We start from the raw sequence: 23,967 nt of genomic DNA on the forward strand, positions 1-23,967 counted from the left end.
GCAACCCACACAGCTGAAAAGGAAAACGGCTCATGAGCATTGAGGCATTTGGCTACAAACAGGAATTGAAACGCGGTCTGTCGCTGACAGACCTGGTGGTCTACGGGATGATTTTCATGATCCCCATCGCCCCGTTCGGCGTGTATGGCTACGTCAACGCCGAGGCGCCGGGGATGGTACCGCTGGCGTACATCATCGGCATGGTGGCGATGCTGTTTACTGCCTTGAGCTACGGCAGCATGGCCCGGGCCTTTCCGGTGGCAGGTTCGGTCTATTCCTACGCGCAACGAGGCCTCAACCCACACGTTGGCTTCATTGCCGGCTGGCTGATGCTGCTGGACTACCTGCTGATTCCGCCGCTGCTCTATGTCTACGCCGCCATGGCGCTGAACCATTTGTACCCGGACATCCCCAAGGTCGGTTTCATCCTGGCCTTCCTGGTGAGCGCGACCTTCGTCAACCTGCGGGGCATTACCTTCACCGCGCGGATGAACATCATTTTCCTGCTGGCGCAGCTGGTGGTGCTGGGGATTTTCCTGTTCTACGCCTGGAACGCCCTGCACGGCGGGGCCGGTAACGGCCAACTGACCCTGGCGCCGCTGTACAGCCCGGAACACTTCAACTTCGCCCTGCTGATGCAAGCCGTGTCCATCGCGGTATTGTCGTTCCTGGGCTTCGACGCCATTTCCACCCTCGCTGAAGAGATCAAGGGCGACCCGGGCCGCAGCATAGGCAAGGCAGCCCTGGTGACCTTGCTGGTGATGGGGGCGATCTTCGTGGTGCAGACCTGGATCGCCACGGACCTGGCCGCCGGCATGGGTTTCAAGTCCGCCGACACCGCATTCTATGAAATCGCCGAATTGGCAGCCGGCAGTTGGCTGGCTACCTTGACCGCGGTTGCCACGGCCCTGGCCTGGGGCGTGGCCGTGGCGATCACTTCGCAGGCGGCGGTATCGCGCCTGTTGTTCGGCATGGCCCGGGACGGCCAGTTGCCCAAGGTGCTGGCCAAGGTCCACCCGCAACACAACACCCCGTACTTGAGCATCTACCTGGTGGCAGTGCTGTCGCTGTTGATCTGCTACCTGTTCATCGACGCCGTGGACACCCTCACCTCCCTGGTCAATTTCGGCGCCCTGAGCGGCTTCATGTTGCTGCACATCACCGTCATCAACCATTACTGGCGCCGCCAGCAGTCCGGCCAACTGATTCGCCACTTGATTTGCCCATTGATCGGCTTCGTGATCGTCGCGGCCATCATGTACAACATGGGCGTCGCGGCGCAGAAGCTCGGCCTGATCTGGATCGCCGCAGGCGTGATCTATCTGTGTGCGCTCAACAAATTCGGCAACCCTACCGGCGTGCCCGATCCGGCCGGTCAGTGAGGACCGGCGGCCGATGGATTCGGCCAACCGTGGTTACAACGCGTGGACATCGACAGTGATCGTCAAGCCCGGTGCCTGTCACCGGGCTCTCTGGAACAGGAGTGCAATCCATGCTGGCCTTACGTCCAGTTCAATTAACCGATCTGCCGCAACTGCAACAATTGGCCCGTGACAGCCTGGTGGGTGTCACGTCACTGCCGGACGATACCGCGCGCCTGGAGGAAAAAATCCTCGACTCGTGCGCCTCGTTCGAGGCCGATGTGCAGGGCCCTGGCGCGCAGAATTATTTTTTTGTCCTGGAGGACCTGGAGTCCGGGCACTTGGTCGGTTGTTCGGAAGTCCTCTCCAGCACCGGTTGCAACGAACCGTTCTACAGCCTGCGCAACCGGCCGTTTTCCAGTGAGTCCCGGGAACTGAACATCCAGCATGGCGTGCCCGCGCTGTCGCTGTGCCAGGACCTCAACGGACAGACGCTACTGCGTGGCTTCCACATCGACGCCGAGCGGGTGCGCACGCCGGAATCGGAGCTGCTGTCCCGGGCCCGACTGATGTTCATCGCCGCCCACCCCCAGCGCTTTGCCGAATCAGTCATCACCGAGATCGTCGGGTTCAGCAGCGAGGACGGCCAGTCGCCCTTCTGGGACGCCATCGGCCAGCACTTCTTCGACCTGCCCTACGTCGAAGCCGAACGGTTGTGTGGCTTGCAGAGCCGGACCTTTCTTGCCGAGCTGATGCCGCAATACCCGATCTACGTACCCATGCTGCCGCCAGCGGCCCAGGCCTGCATCGGCCGGGTGCATCCCGACGGCCAGGAAGCCTTCGACATCCTGGCGCGCGAGGGTTTCGAGACCAACAATTATGTCGACATCTTCGACGGTGGGCCGACCTTGCATGCTCGTATCGCCAACATCCGCTCCATCACGCAGAGCCGAATCGCCACGGCCCGGCAAAGCCGGCAGATCGATGCGAGAGGCCGTTACCTGGTGAGTAACGACCGTCTTGGAAACTACCGGGCCATCGTCGCCGAACTGGACGTCAACGCCGAGGGCCCCGTGGCGCTGTCGCCCGACATGCAAGCCGCCCTGGGCGTCATGGATGGCGAACGCATCCGGGTGGTTGCCCTATGAACCTCACTCGATCCCGTGGCACGCATCAGCGCTTGGACCGACACGATGAAGGAGCTGCATCATGATTGTCCGTCCGGTCGCCATTACCGATCTGCCCGCATTGCTGGACCTGGCCCGTTGCGCAGGCCCCGGCTTCACCAGCCTGCCGGCCAACGAAGAGCGCCTGGCCCATCGTATTCGCTGGGCCCAACGGACCTTTGCCGGACAAGTCGAACGTGCTGACGCCGATTACCTGTTCGTGCTCGAAGACGATGATCGGCAGGTGGTGGGCATCAGCGCCCTGACCGGCGCGGTCGGGCTGCGCGAGCCCTGGTACAACTATCGGGTCGGGCTGACCGTCAGTTCGGCGCCGGAGCTGGGGATCCAGCGGCAGATCCCGACCCTGTTCCTCAATAACGAGATGTCCGGGCAATCGGAAATCTGCTCGCTGTTCCTGCACCCCGAGCAACGCCATGGCCACAATGGACGCCTGCTGTCCCTGGCGCGCCTGCTGTTCGTGGCCGAGTTCTCCCAGCTGTTCGGCGAAAAACTGATCGCCGAACTGCGAGGCCATGCCGACGAACAAGGTCGTTCGCCGTTCTGGGACAGCTTGGGACGGCATTTTTTCAAGAAGGATTTCAGCCACGCCGATCAGTTGTCCGGTATGGGCAACAAGTCGTTCATCGCCGAACTGATGCCACGCCAGCCGCTCTATACTTGCCTGCTCACCGAACAGGCCCAGGCGGTGATCGGCCAGGCTCACCCGAACACCGAGCCGGCCATGAAAATCCTCAGTGCCGAAGGTTTCAGCCACAAGGGCTACATCGACATCTTTGACGGCGGCCCCGTGATCGAGGCGCCAGTGTCGAACATCCGTACCGTGCGCGACAGCCAGGCGCTGACCCTGGTCATTGGCACCCCGGACGAACAGGCACCGGTCTGGCTGATTCACAATCGGCGCCTGGAAAACTGCCGCGTCACCAGCGCTCGCGCGCACCAGCATGGCCACAAGCTGCTCGTCGATCGCCTCACCGCCAAACGCCTGCAAGTTCAACCGGGTGATACGGTACGGGCCGTGGCATTGCCCAAGCTGGGGCAACAGGCGAAGGCGGCATAGCCTGTCGTATCCGACTGACCCACAGAGCGCCGGGTGCCAACTTTGCGGGTCCCTGGTTCGTTTGATGCCATAACGGCATCACCTATACACATTCGTCATCATCTTTGCGCTTGCCACGTGATAGCCTTTGGATATTTCGGCGTTGACACTTTTGCTCAAGCCTTTCCATTCCATTGGTGGAACTCATATGTCCAGGCTCTCCCATCAAGATTTGCGTCGTAACTTTCGCCAATTGCTGGCTTGCGACACCTGTTACCACACCGCCTCGGTGTTCGATCCGATGTCGGCACGCATCGCCGCGGACCTGGGTTTTGAAGTAGGTATCCTGGGAGGCTCGGTGGCGTCGTTGCAAGTATTGGGCGCGCCGGACTTCGCCCTGATCACCCTCAGCGAATTCGCCGAACAGGCCACCCGCATCGGCCGCGTGGCCCAACTGCCGGTCATTGCCGATGCCGACCATGGCTACGGCAATGCCCTGAACGTGATGCGCACCATCGTCGAACTGGAACGGGCCGGCATTGCGGCGCTGACCATCGAGGACACTTTGCTGCCGGCCCAGTTCGGGCGTAAATCCACCGACCTGATCGGCGTAGCCGAAGGCGTCGGCAAGATTCGGGCGGCGCTGGAGGCGCGAGTCGATTCGGAAATGGCGATCATCGCCCGGACCAACGCCGGGATTCTACCGGTGCAGGAAATCATCAGCCGGACCCAGCAATATGAGCGTGCCGGGGCGGACGGAATTTGCATGGTGGGCGTGCAAGACTTCGATCACTTGGAGAAGATCAGCGAAAACCTGACGGTGCCGCTGATGCTTGTCACTTATGGCAACCCACTGCTGCGCGATGACAAGCGCCTGGCCGAGTTGGGCGTGCGCGTGACCATCGACGGCCACGGCGCCTATTTCGCCGCGATCAAGGCGACCTACGACAGCCTCCGCGAACAACGGCAGATCTTCACCCAGGCTTCGGACCTGAGCGCCACCGAACTGACCCACACCTACACCCAGCCCGAGGAGTACATCCGCTGGGCCGAGGAGTACATGAGCGTCAAGGAGTAAGCACACTCCCACGGGGCTCTACAGTGGACACACCTGTGGGAGCGAGCTTGCTCGCGATGGCGGCAACACATTCACCACCTCCGCAAGCTGAACCACCGCCATCGCGAGCAAGCTCGCTCCCACCGGGAATTAGCGCAGGACACTGATCCTGCAAACACCCGAAAACCCATGTGGGAGCGAGCTTGCTCGCGATGGCGGCAGCACATTCAACACCTCTGCAAGCTGAACCACCGCAATCGCGAGCAAGCTCGCTCCCACAGGGTTCTACAGCCCTGCGGAGGCCAGACCCGTCTTCAGCGCCCGCTGCGCAGCATTTCCCTAGGCACGTACTTGCCGATCTCGAACTTGCCGATGGCCGCGCGGTGGACTTCATCCGGGCCGTCGGCCAGGCGCAGGGTGCGTTGCATGGCGTACATGTAGGCCAGCGGGAAATCGTTGGAGACCCCGGCGCCACCGTGGATCTGGATCGCCCGGTCAATGACCTTCAAGGCCACGTTCGGCGCGACGACCTTGATCTGGGCGATTTCGCTCTTCGCCACTTTATTGCCGACCGTATCCATCATGTACGCCGCCTTCAACGTCAGCAGGCGCGCCATGTCGATTTCCATCCGCGAATCGGCAATCTTGTCGATGTTACCGCCCAGGCGTGCCAACGGCTGGCCGAAGGCCGTACGGCTGACGGCACGCTTGCACATCAATTCCAATGCGCGCTCGGCCATCCCGATGGAACGCATGCAGTGATGAATCCGGCCCGGGCCGAGGCGACCCTGGGCAATTTCAAAGCCGCGTCCTTCACCCAACAGGACGTTTTCGTACGGCACCCGCACGTTCTCGAACAGCACTTCGGCATGCCCGTGAGGCGCATCGTCGTAGCCGAACACCGGCAGCGGCCGGACGATCTTGACCCCGGGAGTGTCCACCGGCACCAGGATCATCGAGTGCTGGGCATGGCGTGGCGCATCAGGGTTGCTCAGGCCCATGAAGATCAGGATCTTGCAGCGCGGATCGCACGCCCCTGAGGTCCACCATTTCTTGCCGTTGATCACCCACTCATCGCCGTCGCGCTCGGCACGGGCGGCCATGTTGGTAGCGTCCGAGGAGGCAACGTCCGGCTCGGTCATGGCAAAGGCCGAGCGGATCTCGCCGCGCAGCAGTGGCTCGAGCCAGCGTCGCTTTTGTTCTTCATTGGCGTAGCGCACCAGCACTTCCATGTTGCCGGTGTCCGGTGCCGAGCAATTGAACGGCTCCGGCCCCAGCAACGAGCGGCCCATGATCTCTGCCAGCGGCGCGTATTCCAGGTTGGTCAGGCCGGCACCCAGTTCGGATTCAGGCAGAAACAGGTTCCACAGGCCTTCTGCCTTGGCCTTGACCTTGAGCTCTTCCATGATGGCCGTGGGTTGCCAGCGGTCGCCTTCGGCCACTTGCCGTTCGAACACCGCTTCGGCCGGGTAGACGTAGGCATCCATGAACGCCGTGACGCGTTCACGCAGTTCCTGAACCTTGGGGGAATACGCAAAATCCATGAGCAGCACCTTCTTGGCAGAGGTTGTTTTAGGTCATGAAATCGATGCTAGTTCAGCTACGAAAATTTACCTAACCTATTCTCGGCGTGTATTAACATTCATCACCGATATATGTTTCACTGATTCTCCTCGCCACCCGGCACCTCACAACAAGCCCAAGAACAAGAGTGCAGCGCCATGAATCTGAGCAAGGTCGACCTCAACCTTTTCATTGTCTTCGATGCGATCTACACCGAAGCCAACCTGACCCGCGCCGGGCAGATCGTCGGCATCACTCAGCCGGCCGTGTCCAATGCCCTGGCGCGTCTGCGGGAGACCTTCAACGACCCGCTCTTCGTGCGTACGGCCCAAGGGATGGTGCCGACCCCCATGGCCCAGAACATCATCGGTCCGGTGCGCACCGCCTTGTCGCTGCTGCGGGTGTCGGTGCAGGAAAGCCGGATATTCAATCCGTTGCAGGCCGTCAAGACCTACCGCATCAGCATGACCGACCTCACCGAAGGCGTGATCCTGCCGCTGCTGTTCCAGCGCCTGCGTCGCCTGGCGCCGACCGTGGCGATCGAAAGCTTCCTCTCCAAGCGCCGTGAAACCACGAAGGAGCTGGCCGCCGGCCGCCTCGACTTCGCCGTGGACGCACCGCTCAACACCGATCCGCAGGTACGACACGTCAAGTTGATGGAAGATCGCTACGTGTGCGCCATGCGCAAGGGCCATCCGTTGGCGAGCAAGGAAAAAATCAGCCTCGATGATTACCTGGCCCAGACCCACGTGCATATCTCCAGCCGCCGCAACGGGCTGGGTTATGTCGACCTGGCCCTCGGCAAGATGGGTATCCAGCGCAAGATCGCCCTGCGCTCCCAGCATTACCTGATGGCCTCCCAGGTCCTGCAACAAACGGACATGGTCATGACCGTCCCCGAGCGCTTTGCCCGTCGTCACGATCTGCACGCCTTCCTGTTACCCGTCAACGATGTGCCGCCGGTGGAAACCCACCTCTACTGGCACGAAAGCACCGACCAGGACCCGGCCAACCGCTGGATGCGCGAGCAGATGATCGAGCTGTGCCAGCAGGTGACGGCCCATGAGAAGAAGCTCGACAAGGTTTAGCCGATCAACATTGTGGGAGCGAGCTTGCTCGCGATAGCGGTGGATCAGCTTGCATTGATGTTGAACATGCCGCCGTCATCGCGCGCAAGCTCGCTCCCACAGGTTTTGTGTGCAGAAACCTCATTGCTTGACGCGAACGTCAACCTGCCTTTAGCTTAGCGCCAGCCCCTTTCGTTTCGAGCGCTTCCATGAGTAGCCAGACCTACAGCATCTCCGACCTCGCCCGCGAGCTGGATATCACCACCCGGGCCATCCGCTTCTATGAAGAACAAGGCCTGTTGAGCCCGGAGCGACGGGGCCAGGAGCGCATTTATTCGCCGCGGGACAAGGTCAGCCTGAAGCTGATCCTGCGTGGCAAGCGCATTGGTTTTTCCCTGGCCGAGTGCCGCGAGCTGATCGAACTCTATGACCCCTCCAGCGGCAATCAGAAACAGCTGCACAGCATGCTGGCGAAAATCACCGAACGCCGGGAACAGCTCGAACAGCAATTGCTGGACATCGAACAGATGAAACTGGAACTCGACACCGCCGAAGAACGCTGCATCCAGGCGCTGGAGCAGACGATCAAAGGCCAGGAAATCGTCCAGTAACACTTTCTGCAAGATGAAGAAAAAACTGTGGGAGCGAGCTTGCTCGCGATAGCGCTATAACCGGCACCCTCAATGTTGACTGACATACCGCCATCGCGAGCAAGCTCGCTCCCACAATAGGCTGATCGTCGCTCTCGACATATTGGCAACCCTCACCACAGGTCAATCCCATGTCCCTTCCCTCCTTTGTACGCCTGATCGAAGTCGGCCCCCGTGACGGGCTGCAGAATGAAGCACAGCCCATCAGCGTCGCCGACAAGGTGCGCCTGGTAGATGCCTTGGGCGCCGCCGGCCTGGGCTACATCGAAGTCGGCAGTTTCGTCTCGCCCAAATGGGTGCCGCAAATGGCCGGTTCCGCCGAGGTGTTCGCGCAGATCCAGCGCAAGCCCGGTGTGACCTATGGCGCCCTGGCGCCGAATCTGCGGGGTTTTGAAGATGCGCTAGCGGCAGGTGTGAAAGAGGTGGCGGTGTTCGCCGCCGCGTCCGAAGCGTTCTCCCAGCGCAATATCAACTGCTCCATCAAGGAGAGTCTGGAGCGCTTCGCGCCGATCATGGAAGCCGCAAAACAACACGGCGTCAGTGTGCGCGGTTACGTGTCCTGCGTGCTGGGCTGCCCCTATGAAGGTGCGGTCAAGCCTGAACAGGTGGCTTGGGTCGCTCGGGAGCTGTATGCCATGGGCTGCTACGAAGTCTCCCTGGGCGACACCATCGGCACGGGCACCGCCGGTGCCACCCGCAGGATGTTCGAGGTGGTGGGCGCCGAGGTACCTCGGGACAAGCTCGCCGGACACTTCCACGATACCTACGGCCAAGCCATGGCCAACGTATACGCCAGCTTGCTGGAAGGCATTGCGGTGTTCGACAGCTCCATTGCCGGCCTGGGCGGCTGCCCTTATGCCAAGGGCGCCAGCGGTAACGTCGCCACCGAAGACGTGCTGTACCTGCTCAACGGCTTGGGTATCGAAACCGGTGTCGACCTGGACGCCCTGATCGCCGCGGGTCGGCAGATCTGTGACGTACTCGGTCGTCCTAGCGGTTCGCGTGTCGCCAAGGCCCGTAGCGCACAGTGAGGTGTTACCGCTGGCTTTGTAACAGCGGCGAAACGAGTAACACGGAAACAATTTGTCTGGTCTGGTGTGCCAGCTTTTTCGACGAAAAAACACAACATGTTGATTTATATAGAGATTTAAAAGTTGGCACGCCACCTGCTATATCTCTTGCATAACAAGAATAAAAAAACGCAGCAAACCCAATAAAAACAAGACGAAACGACTCTGACATAACAAAAACAACACGGCAGAGACGCAGCTAACAGATTTTTTTGGAGAAGATGTGCTTTTCAGGGTGCTTCCAGAAGCAACCCGCAACCGGGCAGAGAACAATAAAACTACCTTCAGGTAGCTCCCGAATCGGTTGGATCGCAAGGCGAAAAAGCAGGTCAGCGCTCAAAAAAATACGTTTGCTCTTGATCCCGGATGGGGATCGCCAAAAACAGCGGTAAAGGGCAACGGCTGCCAAAAACAACAACAGGCCGCCCCTCAATAATAAAAAAAGAGCACGCGACGACAAAATTAAAGGGGAGCTTCGGCTCCCCTTTGTGCTGCCTGGGGTTTGGGTTTTTCGGTTGTTTTGTGAAGGCAGTGTGTCAGCCGCCGCGCTTTGACCGACACACCGCATCGCGAGCAAGCTCGCTCCCACAGTTTTTGGCTAGTCTTCTTTTTTGCGCAGTTCTTCGATGCTGATTTCGCGCATGCGGAATTTCTGGATCTTACCGGTGACCGTCATGGGAAATTCTTCGACGAATTTGAAATGACGCGGCGTCTTGAAGTGGGCGATGCGCTCCTTGCACCAGGCTTGCAGTTCTTGCTCGCAAGCACTGTGGCCGGGATGGAACTTGATCCAGGCAACGATTTCCTCGCCATAGCGCGAACACGGGATGCCGATCACTTGCACGTCCGCCACCGCCGGGTGAGTGAAGAAAAACTCCTCAAGCTCACGCGGGTAAATATTTTCTCCGCCACGAATGATCATGTCCTTGTTGCGCCCGACGATGCGCACGTAGCCCTGCTCGTCCATGGTCGCCAGGTCGCCTGTGTGCATCCAGCCATCCGGAGCGATGGCATCGGTGGTGCCCTTGGGGTTGTTCCAGTACCCGAGCATTACGCTGTAGCCGCGGGAACACAACTCGCCGACAACGCCACGCGGGACGATATTGCCGGCCTCATCGATAATTTTGCTTTCCAGTTGCGGCTGGGTGCGCCCGACAGTAGTGACGCGCAGTTCCAGCTCGTCTGAAGGACCGGTCTGCAATGACACCGGGCTGGTTTCCGTCATGCCGTAGGCAATCTGCACTTCGGCCATGTGCATTTCATTGATGACCCGCCGCATCACTTCGATGGGGCATGTGGCCCCGGCCATGATGCCAGTGCGCAGGCTGGACACGTCGAAGTCGCCCCGCTGCGGCTGGTCCAGCAGGGCGATGAACATCGTGGGCACGCCATACAGCGCCGTGGCTTTTTCCTCGGCCACGGCCTTTAGTGTCAGCAACGGGTCGAAGGCATCGTTGGGATAGATCATGGTGCTACCATGGGTCATGCAGCCCAGGTTACCCATGACCATGCCGAAGCAATGGTAGAGCGGCACCGGGATCACCAGCCGGTCGCCAGCCGTCAGGCCCAGGCTTTCGCCGACCATGTAACCGTTATTGAGAATGTTGTGGTGGCTGAGGGTGGCACCCTTTGGGAAGCCGGTGGTGCCGGAGGTGTACTGGATATTCACCGGTTGATCGGACTGCAGGCAGGATTGGCGCTCGGCCAGTTGCGCAGGCGTCACCGCCGCACCCAGGGCGGTCAGTTGCGACCAAGGCAGAAAACCTGCCGGCGGCTGTGAATCGAGGCTGATCACACCGCGCAAATCCGGCAAGCGCTCGCTCTGCAATTGGCCGATCGATTGCTCCGCCAGCTCTGGTGCCAGTGCTTGCAACATGGCGTGATAATCCGAGGTCTTGAACGCCCCGGCACAGACCAGCCATTGGCATCCGGATTGTTTAAGCACGTATTCGAGCTCAGAGACGCGATAGGCCGGATTGATGTTGACTAGAATGACGCCGATCTTCGCACTGGCGAACTGGCTGATGCACCACTGAGCGCAATTGGGCGCCCACACGCCAAGGCGATCACCGGTTTTCAAGCCTAGCGCCAACAAGGCTCGGGCGTGCAGATCAACGGCCTCGGCCAGTTGTTGCCAGGTATAACGCAGCGATTGATGGCGAACCACCAACGCCTCGCCCTCCGGATAACGGGCCACCGTCTGGTCGAAAACCTCGCCGATGGTTTGGGCCAGCAGAGCCTTGGCCTGGGAGCCACGGGTGTAGCTGAGCTGCGAATGCGAACCGGGTTGATCCATGACGCCCCCTCTTGTCTTTATTAGTGGGTGTAGCGGTGAACCTCATGCACAAAGCGCACTTACTCTCGCTCAAGTTGACGTTAACGTAAAGGGCGATTGACAGTCATTCGTCACAGGCTTACGTTAACGTAAAGGTGAGAGCAGTCCCCGCTCTCCGCACCCGATAAAAAAGCCAAAGGTGTCCCATGAGCTACCCATCCCTGAACTTTGCCCTCGGTGAAACCATCGACATGTTGCGCGACCAGGTGCAGGCCTTCGTCAAGGCCGAACTGGCACCGCGAGCAGCGCAGATCGATATCGACAATCTGTTTCCCGCCGACATGTGGCGCAAGTTCGGCGACATGGGCCTGCTGGGTATCACCGTCCCGGAGGAATACGGCGGCGCTGGCCTGGGCTACCTGGCCCACGTGGTGGCGATGGAAGAAATCAGCCGCGGTTCGGCCTCGGTCGCCCTCTCCTACGGTGCCCACTCCAACCTCTGCGTGAACCAGATCAACCGCAACGGCAACCACGAACAGAAAACCAAATACCTGCCCAAGCTGATCAGCGGCGAACACATCGGCGCCCTGGCAATGAGCGAGCCAAACGCCGGTTCCGACGTGGTCTCGATGAAGCTGCGGGCCGACAAGCGCGGCGACCGTTACGTGCTCAACGGCAGCAAGACCTGGATCACCAACGGCCCCGATGCCAACACCTATGTGATCTACGCCAAGACTGACCTGGACAAGGGCCCCCACGGCATCAGCGCGTTCATCGTCGAGCGCGACTGGAAGGGCTTCAGCCGCAGCACCAAATTCGACAAGCTCGGCATGCGCGGCTCCAACACCTGCGAGCTGTTTTTCGATGACGTCGAAGTGCCGGAAGAAAACATCCTCGGCGCGCTCAACGGTGGCGTGAAAGTGCTGATGAGCGGTCTCGACTACGAGCGCGTCGTGCTCTCTGGCGGCCCAACCGGGATCATGCAGGCCTGCATGGACCTGATCGTGCCCTACATCCACGACCGCAAGCAGTTCGGCCAGAGCATTGGCGAATTCCAGCTGATCCAGGGCAAGGTCGCCGACATGTACACCCAGCTCAACGCCAGCCGCGCCTACCTGTATGCCGTGGCCCAGGCCTGCGAGCGCGGCGAAACCACCCGCAAGGACGCCGCCGGGGTGATCCTCTACAGCGCCGAACGCGCCACGCAAATGGCCCTCGACGCGATCCAGATACTGGGGGGCAATGGCTACATCAATGAATTCCCGGCCGGTCGCCTGCTGCGTGACGCCAAGTTGTACGAAATCGGTGCGGGCACCAGTGAGATTCGCCGGATGTTGATCGGCCGCGAACTGTTCAACGAAACCCGCTAACGGAGCTGACCATGGCCACGCTGCACACTCAGCTCAACCCGCGCTCGCCGGAGTTCATCACAAACCGCGATGCAATGCTCGGACACGTCGAGGCCTTGCGCACCCTGCTCGCGCTAGTTCGCCAAGGCGGCGGTCCCAAGGCCCAGGAACGGCACACCTCGCGGGGCAAGTTGCTGCCCCGTGAACGCATCAACCGACTGCTGGACCCGGGCTCGCCGTTTTTGGAAATCAGCCCATTGGCAGCCCACGAAGTCTATGGCGAAGACGTGCCGGCGGCCGGCGTGATTGCCGGCATCGGCCGCGTGGAAGGCGTCGAATGCATGATTGTCGCCAACGACGCGACGGTCAAAGGAGGCTCCTACTACCCGCTGACGGTGAAAAAACACCTGCGGGCCCAGACCATCGCCCAGCAGAATCGCCTGCCCTGCATTTACCTGGTGGACTCCGGCGGCGCCAACCTGCCGCGCCAGGACGAGGTATTCCCGGACCGCGAACACTTTGGGCGGATCTTCTTCAACCAGGCCAACATGAGTGCCCAAGGCATCCCGCAGATCGCCGTGGTCATGGGTTCCTGCACCGCCGGTGGCGCCTATGTGCCGGCCATGGCGGACGAGGCGATCATGGTCCGTCAACAGGCGACGATTTTCCTCGCCGGCCCGCCGTTGGTGAAAGCCGCCACTGGCGAGGTGGTCAGTGCCGAAGACCTGGGCGGTGCCGACGTGCACTGCAAAATCTCCGGCGTAGCCGACCATTACGCCGACAGCGACGAACATGCCCTGGCCCTGGCACGCCGTAGCATCGCCAACCTCAATTGGCGCAAACAGGGCGAGTTACAGCATCGTCTGCCGATTGCCCCGCTTTACTCGGGCGACGAGTTGTACGGTGTGGTTTCGGCCGACGCCAAGCAACCGTTCGATGTCCGGGAAGTGATCGCGCGCCTGGTGGACGGGTCGGTGTTCGACGAATTCAAGGCGCTGTTCGGAACGACGCTGGTGTGCGGCTTCGCCCACTTGCACGGCTACCCGATCGCGATCCTGGCCAACAATGGCATTCTCTTCGCCGAAGCCGCGCAGAAAGGCGCGCACTTCATCGAATTGGCGTGTCAGCGCGGGATCCCGCTGCTGTTCCTGCAGAACATCACCGGTTTCATGGTCGGGCAAAAGTACGAAGCCGGCGGCATCGCCAAGCACGGGGCCAAACTGGTGACAGCCGTGGCCTGTGCCAACGTGCCGAAATTCACCGTGATCATTGGCGGCAGTTTCGGCGCGGGTAACTATGGTATGTGCGGTCGCGCCTACGACCCGCGGTTCCTGTGGATGTGGCCGAATGCACGGATTGGCGTGATGGGCGCCGAACAGGCGGCCGGCGTGCTGGTGCAGGTCAAGCGCGAGCAGGCCGAACGCAGCGGCCACCCCTTCAGCGCCGAGCAGGAGGCCCAGATCAAGCAACCGATCCTCGATCAATACGAAGAACAGGGCCACCCCTATTATTCCAGCGCCAGGCTGTGGGACGACGGCGTCATCGACCCGGCCCAGACCCGCGATGTACTGGGCCTGGCCTTGTCCGCGTCACTGAACGCGCCTATCGAACCGAGCCGCTTCGGCGTGTTCCGGATGTAAACGGGGAATGCCCATGGATAACTTCAACACCCTCGAACTGCACACCGACCCACGGGGCGTTGCCACCTTATGGCTCAGCCGCGAGTCGAAAAACAACGCGTTCAACGCCGAAATGATCCGCGAACTGATCCTGGCCCTGGACCACGTCAGCAGTGATCCAAGCCTGCGCTTCCTGCTGATCCGCGGTCGCGGCAAGCATTTCAGCGCTGGTGCCGACCTGGCCTGGATGCAGCAATCGGCCGAGCTCGACTACCACACCAACCTCGATGACGCCCGGGAACTGGCGGAGCTGATGTACAACCTCGCCAAGCTGAAAATTCCTACGCTGGCCGTCGTCCAGGGCGCCGCGTTCGGTGGCGCACTGGGGCTTATCAGCGCTTGTGACATGGCCATTGGCGCCGATCAAGCACAGTTCTGCCTGTCGGAAGTGCGCATTGGCCTGGCGCCAGCGGTAATCAGCCCGTTCGTGGTGCAAGCCATCGGCGAGCGGGCGGCACGTCGTTATGCCCTGACGGCTGAGCGCTTCGACGGGCAACGTGCGAAAGAAATCGGTTTGCTGTCGGAAAGTTACCCGGCCGAAGCCCTGGACCAGCAGGTCGAACAGTGGATCGACAACCTGTTGCTCAACAGCCCGGCGGCCATGCGCGCCAGCAAGGAACTGTTGCGTGAAGTCGGCAACGGCGCCCTGACCCCGGCGCTACGGCGCTACACCGAAAACGCCATCGCCCGCATCCGCGTCAGCCCGGAGGGCCAGGAAGGCCTGCGGGCTTTCCTGCAAAAGCGCGCGCCGAACTGGCAAGCCGAATCGAATAACAAGGAGCCGCGTCGATGAGCGCCCCTGCCCTCACCACGTTACTGGTGGCCAACCGTGGCGAAATCGCCTGCCGCGTAATGCGCACCGCCAAGGCCATGGGCCTGACCACCGTTGCCGTCCACAGCGCCACCGACCGCGATGCCCGCCACAGCCGTGAAGCCGACATCCGCATCGACCTGGGCGGCAGCAAGGCCGCCGACAGCTACCTGCAAATCGACAAACTGATCGCCGCCGCGAAAGCCAGCGGCGCCCAGGCCATCCACCCCGGCTATGGTTTTCTGTCCGAAAACGCCGGGTTCGCCCGGGCGATTGAAAACGCCGGGCTGATCTTCCTCGGCCCACCGGCCTCGGCCATCGATGCCATGGGCAGTAAATCGGCGGCCAAGACCTTGATGCAAACTGCCGGGGTGCCCCTGGTGCCGGGTTATCACGGCGAAGCCCAGGACCTGGAGACCTTTCGCGAAGCCGCCGAGCGCATCGGCTATCCAGTCTTGCTCAAGGCCACCGCTGGCGGCGGCGGCAAGGGCATGAAAGTCGTCGAGGACGTCAGCCAACTGGCCGAAGCCCTGGCCTCGGCCCAGCGTGAAGCACAGTCCTCGTTCGGCGACGCGCGGATGCTGGTGGAAAAATACCTGCTCAAACCGCGCCATGTGGAAATCCAGGTATTTGCCGACCAACATGGCAACTGCCTGTACCTCAACGAACGCGATTGCTCGATCCAGCGCCGCCACCAGAAAGTGGTGGAAGAAGCCCCCGCCCCCGGCCTGACCCCGCAATTGCGCCGCGCCATGGGTGAAGCCGCCGTGCGCGCAGCCCAAGCGATTGGTTACGTCGGGGCGGGCACGGTGGAGTTCCTGCTGGATGCGCGGGGCGAGTTTTTCTTCATGGAAATGAACACTCGCTTGCAGGTGGAGCATCCGGTCACCGAAGCGATCACCGGACTGGACCTGGTGGCCTGGCAGATCCGCGTCGCCCAAGGCGAGCCACTGCCGATCACGCAAGCGCAAGTGCCGCTGCTCGGTCACGCCATCGAAGTGCGGCTATATGCCGAAGACCCGGTCAACGATTTCCTGCCAGCCACCGGGCGCCTGGCGTTGTATCGCGAATCGACCGAGGGCCCGGGCCGGCGGGTCGACAGCGGGGTTGAAGAAGGCGATGAAATCTCGCCGTTCTACGACCCGATGCTCGGCAAGCTGATTGCCTGGGGTGAAGACCGTGAACAGGCGCGCTTGCGGCTGTTGAGCATGCTCGACGAATTTGCCATTGGCGGGCTGAAAACCAATATCGGTTTCCTGCGCCGCATCGTGGCCCACCCCGCCTTCGCGGCGGCAGAACTGGACACCGGATTTATCCCACGTTACCAAACGCAATTGCTGCCAGAGCCGGGCGAATTGGATGACGCATTCTGGTTAGCAGCCGCCCAGGGCTTCGCCTTGAGCCTGACACCACGCGTGCGCCGCGATGATGCTGACTCGCCCTGGGCCAGCACCACCGGGCTGCGTCTGGGGCTGCCAAGGGAGACCACCTTGCACCTGAGCTGCGAAGGCCAGGATCGCGCGCTGACGCTGGACGTTACCGCCCATTGTGCGGAACTCGAGGGCGAGCACCTGGTGATCGAGCACCACGGCCTGCGCCGCAGTCATCGGGCCATTCGCCAGGGCGACAGCCTGTACCTGCAATGGGCGGGTGACCTGCACCGGATCGACCTGTATGACCCGTTGGCCGCCGCAGAGGCCAGCCACAGCCATCAAGGCGGCCTGGCCGCGCCCATGAACGGCAGTATCGTCCGGGTATTGGTCAGTGTCGGCCAGCCGGTGGAGGCAGGGGCTCAACTGGTGGTCCTGGAGGCCATGAAAATGGAGCACAGCATTCGTGCGCCCAAGGCCGGGGTGATCAAGGCGCTGTATTGCCAGGAAGGCGAAATGGTCAGCGAAGGCAGCGCCCTGGTAGCGTTCGAAGAATAGGGATCGGCCCGCTCCCAGGGCCGATCCAGTCAGAACCTGATGGTGGCCTGCACCACCACACCGATGAGGCGACATTGCTCGGTGTACAGGTTTTTCGGGTAAGTCGGATTGAGCGGAACCAGGTAACGCTGCCCGCTCTCTTCGATCAATTTGCGAAAGGTCGCGTCACTGCTGCCGGGCAAGCAGGCGACCACCAGTTTGCCAGGCACCGCCTCGATGGCCGGATCCACCAGGATCGACATGCCCTCGGGAATGCTCAAGCCGCTGGGCGCGGTCATCGCGTCGCCCACCACCACCAGCCAGAACGCGGCCCCCTGGGCGTGGTAGTCCGTCAGCTCGTAGCGCGCCTGGCTGTAGGCGCCAGGATCGCCTTCGCGGACCTCGCCAACCTCGTGCCATTCACTGACCGGGTAGCGGAAGTACGGGTTGTACTTCTGCGCCAGGGCCATGCCTTCGTCCGTGGAGGTGTCCGGCTCGCGAATCACCATCGCCACTTCCAGAAACTCCAGCCCCAGCTCCCGCAGGACCCGGTTCATGTCTTCGACACTGGGTTGCCGGCGCTTGGTCAGCCAATGGCCGACGCCGCCCTGGGACATTCCCAACCGTTCTGCGAGCACCACTTGCGTGATGCGCAGCTCCTTCATCTTGGCCTTGACCAACTCTATCCATTTATCCATGTGCCGCACGATACGTGGAGGACTCCGGCCATTCAAAACACAAATTGTAGTATTTAAATTATCGTCACAATTACGATAAGTACTATTCTGGATTCAGGAGTTCAGCCCCACACACGGAGATTTTCATCACCATGGATACACCCAACAAAGACCAACCCGGCAGCCCTTTCGACAGCACGTTCCCTCCCTTGCAGGATTGCCCGGCGGCCAAACGCGCCCTCGATTACTACTTGAAACCAAGTGTTTCGCAGGCACAGGCAGGACATCGTTTCTTCGACGTCAACCACAGCGTCAGCGCAGAAGAAGCCCTTGTTCACGCATGCGACTTGCTGCGCTGTGCAGCGGCGACCGCCCACGAGTCCGCCAACCAGTTGAATGGTTCGAACCGTGACCTGGCATTTTCGGTGGTGCACATGATTGATCTGGTCAAGGTGATGCTTGACCGATCCCTGGATGGCTACCCGACTCGCTAGGGGTAACACTCGGGAACGTCGTCGCGAACGCGGACGACGAGAAAAAAATTTCCAATCGATGCGATAAAACCATTTGACTTGCAAATGATAATGATTATTATTGCATCAGCTGGTCGCGAGATCAGTTGATAGGCCAGAAGACCTTAGGTCGGACTTCTGGAATATCTCCTCATCAGGCTAATCACGGTTTTTGACCCGGCTTTTTGCCGGGTCTTTTTTTGCCGATTTTTCGGCTTATGGCTTCAGGCTAATGAAGTCTTTTTGGGTGCTGCCAATTCGATGGCGGCGATGATAGCAAATGACTATCCGTTTGCAAGAGCAGCCCCGCCACGCAGGCACAAACTATCGACAACCAGCACTTGAGAATCGATTGCAGACTCTCTAAGCTGGCTCGGCGTCCAGGGAGGACGCCCCCTCATTTACGTGACGTAAATCGTCTCGGTCCCCCTTCTTGCGTGTACAGTAATGGCCATGAAAATCCTCTCCAGGAATCGTGACCGTGGCTAAATCTTCCTTTGATATCAGTGCCAATTTCGACAGCGGCAACATCGAGGTCGTCGACATCAGCAACCCGTTGCAGTCGTTGCTCAAGATCAGGCCCGACACCCGCAGCGCCCATTTCCAGTGGTTCCACTTCAAGGCCAGCGGCCTGCACGTCGGCCAGGAATATTCCTTTCGGCTGCTCAATGCCAGTCAATCGTCTTACAACAAGGCCTGGACGGGCTACCAGGCCGTTGCCTCCTACGATCACGTCAACTGGTTCCGCGTTCCGACCCAATTTGAGGGCGACGCCCTGCGCTTTTATCTGGAGACCGAACAGACCAACGCCTGGTTCGCCTACTTCGAACCCTACAGTCGCGGCCGGCATGATTGGCTTATCGAGCAAGCGCAACACAAGGCCGGCACCGAACTATTGGCCGTCGGTAAAAGCGTGGAAGGCCGTGACATTCAGCTGCTGCGCAAAGGCAGCGGTGCCGAAGGCCGACGCAAAGTCTGGATCATCGCCCAGCAGCATCCCGGTGAGCACATGGCCGAGTGGTTCATGGAAGGCGTGATCGAACGCCTCCAGCAGCATGACGATGCGCAACTGAACCAATTGCTCGCCAAGGCCGATCTGTACCTGGTGCCGAACATGAACCCGGACGGCGCATTCCACGGGCATCTGCGGACCAACGCCATGGGCCAGGACCTCAACCGTGCCTGGCAGAACGCCAGTCCGGAAATCAGCCCCGAGGTCTTTTTCGTACAGCAGCAAATGGAAAAGTACGGGGTCGATCTGTTCCTCGATGCTCACGGCGATGAGGAAATCCCCCACGTTTTCACCGCCGGTTGCGAAGGCAACCCGGGCTACACGCCACGCATTGCCGAACTTGAAGAGCGCTTTCGCAGCCATCTCAAGCATCAGACCAAAGACTTCCAGACCACTCACGGCTACACCCGCGACGAACCGGGCCAGGCCAACATGACCCTGGCCTGTAACGCGGTCGGCCAGAAATATGACTGCCTGTCCCTGACCCTGGAAATGCCGTTCAAGGACCACAACGATCACCCTGACCCGATCACCGGCTGGTCGGGCAAGCGCTCGATGCAACTGGGCAAGGATGTGTTGAGCACCATCGAGACCCTGGTCGACGAATTGCGCTGAACCCATGACCTGACCACGCCCCCTGGCATGATAGACATCCTGTGGCGAGGGGATTGATCCCCTCGCCACAGGTTACTCCTTGCCTCTCAGAGAGCAGCGACCTCAGCCCTTGCCGCGCAACATACTGTCCAACACCTCATCCCGGCGCACCCAAGCGTGAAACAACGCCGCCGCCAGATGCACCAGCACCGTCAAGAACAACAGGTAAGCCAAGTACCCATGGGCCTTGCGCAGCAGTGCGAACGTCTGGGCATGCGCTGGCAGAATCGAAGGCAGTTGCAACGAGTCGCCGAGCATCACCGGGTCCCCCGCCGCCGAAATCATGCCCCAGCCCAACAGCGGCAGGACCAGCATCAGGGCGTACAACAGCACATGCGAGGCATTTGCCGCCAGCACTTGCCAGGCCGGTAGATCGGCCGGTAGCGGCGGTTGGCGGGTAGTAAAACGCACCACCAGGCGCACGATCACCAAAAGCAAAATCGCGATACCCAATGGTTTGTGCAACTGCAGCAGCCATTCATGGCGTTCGGACACCGAGGCAACCATGCCCGCGCCGATGAACAGCATGGCGATGATCATCAGCGCCATCAGCCAGTGCAGCAGCCGGGCCAGCGGAGCAAAGTGACGAGGGGCGCTCATGGGCGGGACTCCTGTTTGACGGGCAATTGGCTCACTTCGCTGGTACGTCGCAGGTAGGAACTGGCGTAGGCGGCGGAGCGCGCGACCAATAGCGGGTCTTCGGAACCTTCGATCCCTTGGGGCAGGATCAGCGGGTCATAGTTGATGTCGCGGCATTCGCCGTTGTCCTGCGCCTGGGTGCTTTCCAGCACCAGCGTGCCGGCATTGATCACCTTGCGGTCAGCGGGCCAGGCCTTGCTGGCGTCGTTCACCGGGTCACCCGGGTTGGCCAAGGTGATGTTCAGTTGCCAGCGCAACGGCCCGGCGGCGAGACGCTTCGCCAAGTCTTGCTCAAGGAAGTCGGCCCCCTGGGGTGGCGTCGCATCCGCAGCATCCTGGCTCATCGGCACCACGCCCCAGCGCACCGCCTGGCGCTGCCCGGCGAGGTTGACCAGATAGAACGCGTTGATGCCGTTGTAGGTTTCAGTGGCATAGCTGGCTGACGGCTTGGCGGTCTTGATCCATTGCAGGAACGGCATCGCTTCGGGGTGCGCGGCAAAGAAAGCCGGTACGGCCGCAGGGTTCGGTTTCCCTGTGGCAGGGTCCGGCGACTGGGCTTGCTGGAGTTGGTAGAAGGCTTCGGGCGTGCCCACCGGAAACACCGGCATGCTGTTCAGGCCGGTACGCCATTGCTGGCCGTTGGCCTGGGTAAAGCGCAGTGCAAGGCTGCGAATCGGCACACTGCCGTCCGGCGCATAGGGGTTGCCACTGGGCAAGGCGAAACGCCCAACCACTGGCGTTTGCGGCTGCGAGAATACTTGGGCGCTGGAATAGGCACTGGCCTCGCCCGTGCTTTGGAAATAGCCCGCGACGCAGACACCTTTTGAGTGGTTGCGTCGGAAGCCCGGATGAACGCCGTTGTTTTTTTCCAGTACATTGACCAACGCCTGCGGTGTCAGGCGCAGTGGGTCGAGGCTGCCATTGACGTAGGCAAACGCCCCGGCCAGCGCGGCAACAATCACGGCAATGCCGCTCAGGCGCAATGTCAGGCCGGCGGCACTCAAGGGTGGCCGGCTCGACGAGGGTGAAGGATCAACCATGAGAAAGCTCCAGGGCTCGGGGCCATTTGTTGGAAAGGACCCGTCAGACGAAGGCGTGACAGGTTTATTCCCACGCCTCGTATTTATTTTTCCTGCACTGGAATAATCTCGTTCGCGGGTCGTCTTTCCAGTCCCGGCGCAGTGACTGCCCACAGAAGCCCCCTATGAACGCAATCGACGAACAGTTGCGCGAGCTCATCCCCAGGCTACGGCGTTTTGCCGTGTCGCTGACGCGCAACCCGAGCAACGCCGACGACCTGGTGCAGATGTGCCTGGAACGGGCGTTGTCCAAATGGAGCGACAAGCGCCCGGACGGCGATCTGCGGGCCTGGTTGTTTTCGATTCTGTACCGACAGTTTCTCGACGGTCATCGTCGCTCCCGTCGCTATGCGCGCATGCTGGAGTTTTTCACCGGTCGCGACGACGCCCACCCTTCGGCCGAGCGCAGCGTGATCGCGCAATCGTCCCTGCAGGCCTTCGACCAACTCGCGACGGAACAACGCGCGCTGTTGTTGTGGGTGTCGGTGGAAGGTTTGAGTTACCAGCAAGTCGCCGACATCCTCGGCGTGCCGACGGGCACGGTAATGTCCCGCCTGTCCCGCGCTCGCCAGGCCCTGCGCCAACTCAGCGACGGCGAAATCACCCGCCCTACCCTGCGGATACTCAAATGATCAGCATGCCCCCCAGCGAAAGCGACCTGCACGCCTACGTCGATCGCCAACTGAGCGAGGCCGACCAGCGCCTGGTGCAGGCCTATTTGGCCAACCAGCCGGAAGTCGCCGCCCGGGTCCGGGCCTGGCAACAGGACGCACAGCACCTGCGCACGGCCCTGAGCGGCGCCTTGCAACAAACGCCCAATCCGGATCTCGACCCGGCCATGATTCGCCAGCACCTGAAACATCGCTCCCGCCGTCACCTGGCCAGCGCCGCGGTGTTGCTGCTGGCCGTCAGCATGGGTGGCTTGGGTGGCTGGCAGGCGCGGCAAATGACCCTGCTCAGCGCGGCAGCCCCCATGGCCGATGCCTTGCAGGCATACCGCTTGATTGCCCAGCAGGGCATCCTTCCGGCTGATTACCAGAGCGGCGACGAGCAGAGCATGCAAGGCTGGCTCGACCGCTACTTCACCCAGGCCGACCGGCTGCCAGACCTGTCGGGCGCCGGTTTCAGGCCGGTCAGCGGACGCTTGCTCAGCACCGAACAAGGCGCGGCGGCGATGGTGCTCTATCAGGACCCGAGCGGTCAGAAAATCAGCTTCTACGTGCGCCCACCCGGCCCGAAAAACTTCCTCCTGCCGCGGGGCAGTCGCCGCGAGGGCGAGTTGCAAGCCGAGTACTGGTCCGGGCCGGGCTACAACTATGCGATGGTCATCCCCAGTGATACGCCGACGGTGCAGCGGCTCAAGCAGACCCTGAACTTCTGAGCCCCCTACCCTGTGGGAGTCTCTGTGGGGGTACAGATAGCTCTTGAAAGTGTGTTCACCCCTGCCCAAACACCTGCGAAGGCCTGCGCAGCAATGGGTCGAACGGGTTGATCCGCGGTCCGATCAGGGCTGCCTCGCGCTTGAGCATGTCCACCACCGTCGGCAGGCGATCGGGCCCCAGGCGGTCACTCACCGTTGCCACGCTCAAGGCGGCCACGGCGCGGCCGTCACGGTCCAGGATCGGCACGGCCACCCCGGCCATGCCTTGCAATACGCCAGTATTGCGCCCGGCGTAGCCCAGTGTACGGACGTTCTCCACTTCCGAACGCAGGAAGACTTCGTCGTACAAATGGAAATCCTTGAGCCGCGGCAGGTTGTATTGAATCACCGTGTCACGCTCTTCCTCCGGCAGAAACGCCAGGATCGCCAGACTGCCCTGCCCCACGCCCAACGCCACGCGCCCGCCAATGTCGCCGGTGAACGTGCGGATCGGAAACGGCCCTTCGCTGCGGTCCAGGCAGACCGCATCGAAACCACTGCGGGCGAGCAAAAATAACGAGTCCCCCAGGGAGGCCGACAACCGCAGCATCGCCGGGCGCACCAGTTCGCGCAGATTGCCGGTGTTACCGGCGCGGGCGGCCAGGGCGAAGAACTCCAGGCTCAGGCGGTAGCGTTTGCTGCGCGCGTCCTGCTCGACCATGCCTTCGTCCATCAGGCTGCGCAACAAGCGATGCGTGGTGGGTTGGGACAGGCCGATGCGCTGGGCCAATTGTGTCACCCGCTCGCCGCCTTCGACGGTGTCACCCAGGCTGCGCAACACGGCAAACAGGCGGGAGACCGCGCCGACGCCCACCTCGCCTTTCTCATTATTCCGATCAGTGGAATTAGGCATGTAATTTCTCATTATTAAATTTACTCACTGAATGAAATTGAAAATAGTCTTCGCTTCAGTGAAATAGTCCATTGAGCCCATCCTATTCTTCGTCCTACTCTTCGTCCAG

General features: G+C 61.2%; 21 protein-coding genes. 15 read left to right on the plus strand and 6 right to left on the minus strand.

The window, feature by feature from the left end:
- The first annotated feature begins 32 nt into the window (after positions 1 to 32).
- The 4 genes from KI237_RS19450 to KI237_RS19465 all read left to right on the plus strand — a co-directional run bounded on the left by KI237_RS19450 (position 33) and on the right by KI237_RS19465 (position 4,662).
- On the plus strand, positions 33 to 1,382 hold the full coding sequence (locus KI237_RS19450; RefSeq protein ID WP_212796631.1) for an APC family permease: 1,350 nt from the start codon (positions 33 to 35) through the stop codon (positions 1,380 to 1,382).
- Between the two features lie 110 nt (positions 1,383 to 1,492).
- The gene (locus tag KI237_RS19455; RefSeq protein WP_212796632.1) at positions 1,493 to 2,509 is read left to right on the plus strand and encodes an arginine N-succinyltransferase; all 1,017 of its coding nucleotides are present in this window, start codon (positions 1,493 to 1,495) and stop codon (positions 2,507 to 2,509) included.
- A 61-nt stretch (positions 2,510 to 2,570) separates the two neighbouring features.
- On the plus strand, positions 2,571 to 3,605 hold the full coding sequence (gene astA, locus KI237_RS19460) for an arginine N-succinyltransferase (RefSeq protein WP_212796633.1): 1,035 nt from the start codon (positions 2,571 to 2,573) through the stop codon (positions 3,603 to 3,605).
- 187 nt (positions 3,606 to 3,792) lie between these two features.
- Entirely contained in the window at positions 3,793 to 4,662 is an 870-nt protein-coding gene (locus tag KI237_RS19465; protein ID WP_212796634.1) for an oxaloacetate decarboxylase, read from the plus strand.
- Between the two features lie 293 nt (positions 4,663 to 4,955).
- On the opposite strand, the gene KI237_RS19470 is transcribed toward KI237_RS19465, so the two are convergent.
- Entirely contained in the window at positions 4,956 to 6,185 is a 1,230-nt protein-coding gene (locus KI237_RS19470) for an acyl-CoA dehydrogenase (protein WP_212796635.1), read from the minus strand.
- A gap of 177 nt (positions 6,186 to 6,362) precedes the next feature.
- Here KI237_RS19470 and KI237_RS19475 point away from each other — a divergent pair, with 177 nt between their 5' ends.
- From KI237_RS19475 to KI237_RS19485, 3 genes are all read left to right on the plus strand, one after another.
- The gene (locus KI237_RS19475) at positions 6,363 to 7,292 is read left to right on the plus strand and encodes a LysR family transcriptional regulator (protein WP_212796636.1); all 930 of its coding nucleotides are present in this window, start codon (positions 6,363 to 6,365) and stop codon (positions 7,290 to 7,292) included.
- Between the two features lie 188 nt (positions 7,293 to 7,480).
- Positions 7,481 to 7,882, plus strand: a complete 402-nt coding sequence (locus KI237_RS19480) for a MerR family transcriptional regulator (RefSeq protein WP_212796637.1) — start codon at positions 7,481 to 7,483, stop codon at positions 7,880 to 7,882.
- Positions 7,883 to 8,052: 170 nt separating this feature from the next.
- Positions 8,053 to 8,952, plus strand: coding sequence for a hydroxymethylglutaryl-CoA lyase (locus tag KI237_RS19485; RefSeq protein WP_212796638.1), 900 nt, complete (start codon positions 8,053 to 8,055; stop codon positions 8,950 to 8,952).
- A 637-nt stretch (positions 8,953 to 9,589) separates the two neighbouring features.
- On the opposite strand, the gene KI237_RS19490 is transcribed toward KI237_RS19485, so the two are convergent.
- Positions 9,590 to 11,287 (minus strand): AMP-binding protein, encoded by a 1,698-nt coding sequence (locus tag KI237_RS19490; RefSeq protein ID WP_212796639.1) that lies wholly within the window; start codon positions 11,285 to 11,287, stop codon positions 9,590 to 9,592.
- Between the two features lie 185 nt (positions 11,288 to 11,472).
- Between KI237_RS19490 and KI237_RS19495 the strand changes: the two genes are divergently transcribed.
- The 4 genes from KI237_RS19495 to KI237_RS19510 are packed head-to-tail and all read left to right on the plus strand — an operon-like array spanning position 11,473 to position 17,033.
- On the plus strand, positions 11,473 to 12,636 hold the full coding sequence (locus KI237_RS19495) for an isovaleryl-CoA dehydrogenase (protein ID WP_212796640.1): 1,164 nt from the start codon (positions 11,473 to 11,475) through the stop codon (positions 12,634 to 12,636).
- Between the two features lie 11 nt (positions 12,637 to 12,647).
- Entirely contained in the window at positions 12,648 to 14,255 is a 1,608-nt protein-coding gene (locus tag KI237_RS19500; protein WP_212796641.1) for a carboxyl transferase domain-containing protein, read from the plus strand.
- A gap of 13 nt (positions 14,256 to 14,268) precedes the next feature.
- Positions 14,269 to 15,087, plus strand: coding sequence for a gamma-carboxygeranoyl-CoA hydratase (locus tag KI237_RS19505; protein ID WP_212796642.1), 819 nt, complete (start codon positions 14,269 to 14,271; stop codon positions 15,085 to 15,087).
- Positions 15,084 to 17,033 carry an acetyl/propionyl/methylcrotonyl-CoA carboxylase subunit alpha gene (locus KI237_RS19510; RefSeq protein WP_212796643.1) on the plus strand — a complete coding sequence of 650 codons (1,950 nt, stop codon included), beginning with the start codon at positions 15,084 to 15,086 and terminating at the stop codon, positions 17,031 to 17,033. Before KI237_RS19505 ends, KI237_RS19510 begins: the two co-directional genes overlap by 4 nt.
- A gap of 29 nt (positions 17,034 to 17,062) precedes the next feature.
- Here KI237_RS19510 and KI237_RS19515 read toward each other — a convergent pair whose 3' ends face one another.
- Complete coding sequence (locus KI237_RS19515; protein ID WP_212796644.1) at positions 17,063 to 17,710, minus strand: LexA family protein; 648 nt, start codon at positions 17,708 to 17,710, stop codon at positions 17,063 to 17,065.
- Positions 17,711 to 17,841: 131 nt separating this feature from the next.
- On the opposite strand from KI237_RS19515, the gene KI237_RS19520 reads away from it, so the two are divergent.
- Positions 17,842 to 18,183 (plus strand): DUF6124 family protein, encoded by a 342-nt coding sequence (locus tag KI237_RS19520; RefSeq protein ID WP_212796645.1) that lies wholly within the window; start codon positions 17,842 to 17,844, stop codon positions 18,181 to 18,183.
- A gap of 493 nt (positions 18,184 to 18,676) precedes the next feature.
- Positions 18,677 to 19,828: a M14 family metallopeptidase gene (locus tag KI237_RS19525; RefSeq protein ID WP_212796646.1), complete on the plus strand. Its 1,152-nt coding sequence runs from the start codon at positions 18,677 to 18,679 to the stop codon at positions 19,826 to 19,828.
- Positions 19,829 to 19,930: 102 nt separating this feature from the next.
- Here KI237_RS19525 and KI237_RS19530 read toward each other — a convergent pair whose 3' ends face one another.
- Together KI237_RS19530 and KI237_RS19535 are read right to left on the minus strand one after the other, a co-directional pair.
- Positions 19,931 to 20,467 (minus strand): cytochrome b, encoded by a 537-nt coding sequence (locus KI237_RS19530; RefSeq protein ID WP_212796647.1) that lies wholly within the window; start codon positions 20,465 to 20,467, stop codon positions 19,931 to 19,933.
- Positions 20,464 to 21,546: a catalase family peroxidase gene (locus tag KI237_RS19535; RefSeq protein WP_212796648.1), complete on the minus strand. Its 1,083-nt coding sequence runs from the start codon at positions 21,544 to 21,546 to the stop codon at positions 20,464 to 20,466. Before KI237_RS19535 ends, KI237_RS19530 begins: the two co-directional genes overlap by 4 nt.
- Positions 21,547 to 21,710: 164 nt before the next feature.
- Between KI237_RS19535 and KI237_RS19540 the strand changes: the two genes are divergently transcribed.
- Both KI237_RS19540 and KI237_RS19545 read left to right on the plus strand, forming a co-directional pair.
- A complete protein-coding gene (locus KI237_RS19540) occupies positions 21,711 to 22,217 on the plus strand; it encodes a sigma-70 family RNA polymerase sigma factor (protein ID WP_212796649.1) in 507 nt (168 codons plus the stop codon).
- Positions 22,214 to 22,966: an anti-sigma factor family protein gene (locus tag KI237_RS19545; protein ID WP_212796650.1), complete on the plus strand. Its 753-nt coding sequence runs from the start codon at positions 22,214 to 22,216 to the stop codon at positions 22,964 to 22,966. Before KI237_RS19540 ends, KI237_RS19545 begins: the two co-directional genes overlap by 4 nt.
- A 55-nt stretch (positions 22,967 to 23,021) precedes the next feature.
- Here KI237_RS19545 and KI237_RS19550 read toward each other — a convergent pair whose 3' ends face one another.
- On the minus strand, positions 23,022 to 23,858 hold the full coding sequence (locus KI237_RS19550) for an IclR family transcriptional regulator (protein WP_212796651.1): 837 nt from the start codon (positions 23,856 to 23,858) through the stop codon (positions 23,022 to 23,024).
- Positions 23,859 to 23,967: the final 109 nt, after the last annotated feature.

This window comes from Pseudomonas sp. St316, from assembly GCF_018325905.1.
In the GTDB taxonomy this organism is placed as follows: domain Bacteria; phylum Pseudomonadota; class Gammaproteobacteria; order Pseudomonadales; family Pseudomonadaceae; genus Aquipseudomonas.

Bases quoted from the DNA above. Each gene is read 5' to 3' on its own strand.
- KI237_RS19495 (WP_212796640.1), top strand. From the start codon at position 11,473: ATGAGCTACCCATCCCTGAACTTTGCCCTCGGTGAAACCATCGACATG.
- KI237_RS19505 (WP_212796642.1), top strand. From the start codon at position 14,269: ATGGATAACTTCAACACCCTCGAACTGCACACCGACCCACGGGGCGTT.
- KI237_RS19465 (WP_212796634.1), top strand. From the start codon at position 3,793: ATGTCCAGGCTCTCCCATCAAGATTTGCGTCGTAACTTTCGCCAATTG.
- KI237_RS19490 (WP_212796639.1), bottom strand. From the start codon at position 11,287: ATGGATCAACCCGGTTCGCATTCGCAGCTCAGCTACACCCGTGGCTCC.
- KI237_RS19475 (WP_212796636.1), top strand. From the start codon at position 6,363: ATGAATCTGAGCAAGGTCGACCTCAACCTTTTCATTGTCTTCGATGCG.
- KI237_RS19530 (WP_212796647.1), bottom strand. From the start codon at position 20,467: ATGAGCGCCCCTCGTCACTTTGCTCCGCTGGCCCGGCTGCTGCACTGG.
- KI237_RS19455 (WP_212796632.1), top strand. From the start codon at position 1,493: ATGCTGGCCTTACGTCCAGTTCAATTAACCGATCTGCCGCAACTGCAA.
- KI237_RS19535 (WP_212796648.1), bottom strand. From the start codon at position 21,546: ATGGTTGATCCTTCACCCTCGTCGAGCCGGCCACCCTTGAGTGCCGCC.
- KI237_RS19480 (WP_212796637.1), top strand. From the start codon at position 7,481: ATGAGTAGCCAGACCTACAGCATCTCCGACCTCGCCCGCGAGCTGGAT.
- KI237_RS19520 (WP_212796645.1), top strand. From the start codon at position 17,842: ATGGATACACCCAACAAAGACCAACCCGGCAGCCCTTTCGACAGCACG.
- KI237_RS19485 (WP_212796638.1), top strand. From the start codon at position 8,053: ATGTCCCTTCCCTCCTTTGTACGCCTGATCGAAGTCGGCCCCCGTGAC.
- KI237_RS19470 (WP_212796635.1), bottom strand. From the start codon at position 6,185: ATGGATTTTGCGTATTCCCCCAAGGTTCAGGAACTGCGTGAACGCGTC.
- KI237_RS19500 (WP_212796641.1), top strand. From the start codon at position 12,648: ATGGCCACGCTGCACACTCAGCTCAACCCGCGCTCGCCGGAGTTCATC.
- KI237_RS19540 (WP_212796649.1), top strand. From the start codon at position 21,711: ATGAACGCAATCGACGAACAGTTGCGCGAGCTCATCCCCAGGCTACGG.
- KI237_RS19545 (WP_212796650.1), top strand. From the start codon at position 22,214: ATGATCAGCATGCCCCCCAGCGAAAGCGACCTGCACGCCTACGTCGAT.
- KI237_RS19515 (WP_212796644.1), bottom strand. From the start codon at position 17,710: ATGGATAAATGGATAGAGTTGGTCAAGGCCAAGATGAAGGAGCTGCGC.
- KI237_RS19550 (WP_212796651.1), bottom strand. From the start codon at position 23,858: ATGCCTAATTCCACTGATCGGAATAATGAGAAAGGCGAGGTGGGCGTC.
- KI237_RS19450 (WP_212796631.1), top strand. From the start codon at position 33: ATGAGCATTGAGGCATTTGGCTACAAACAGGAATTGAAACGCGGTCTG.
- astA (WP_212796633.1), top strand. From the start codon at position 2,571: ATGATTGTCCGTCCGGTCGCCATTACCGATCTGCCCGCATTGCTGGAC.
- KI237_RS19510 (WP_212796643.1), top strand. From the start codon at position 15,084: ATGAGCGCCCCTGCCCTCACCACGTTACTGGTGGCCAACCGTGGCGAA.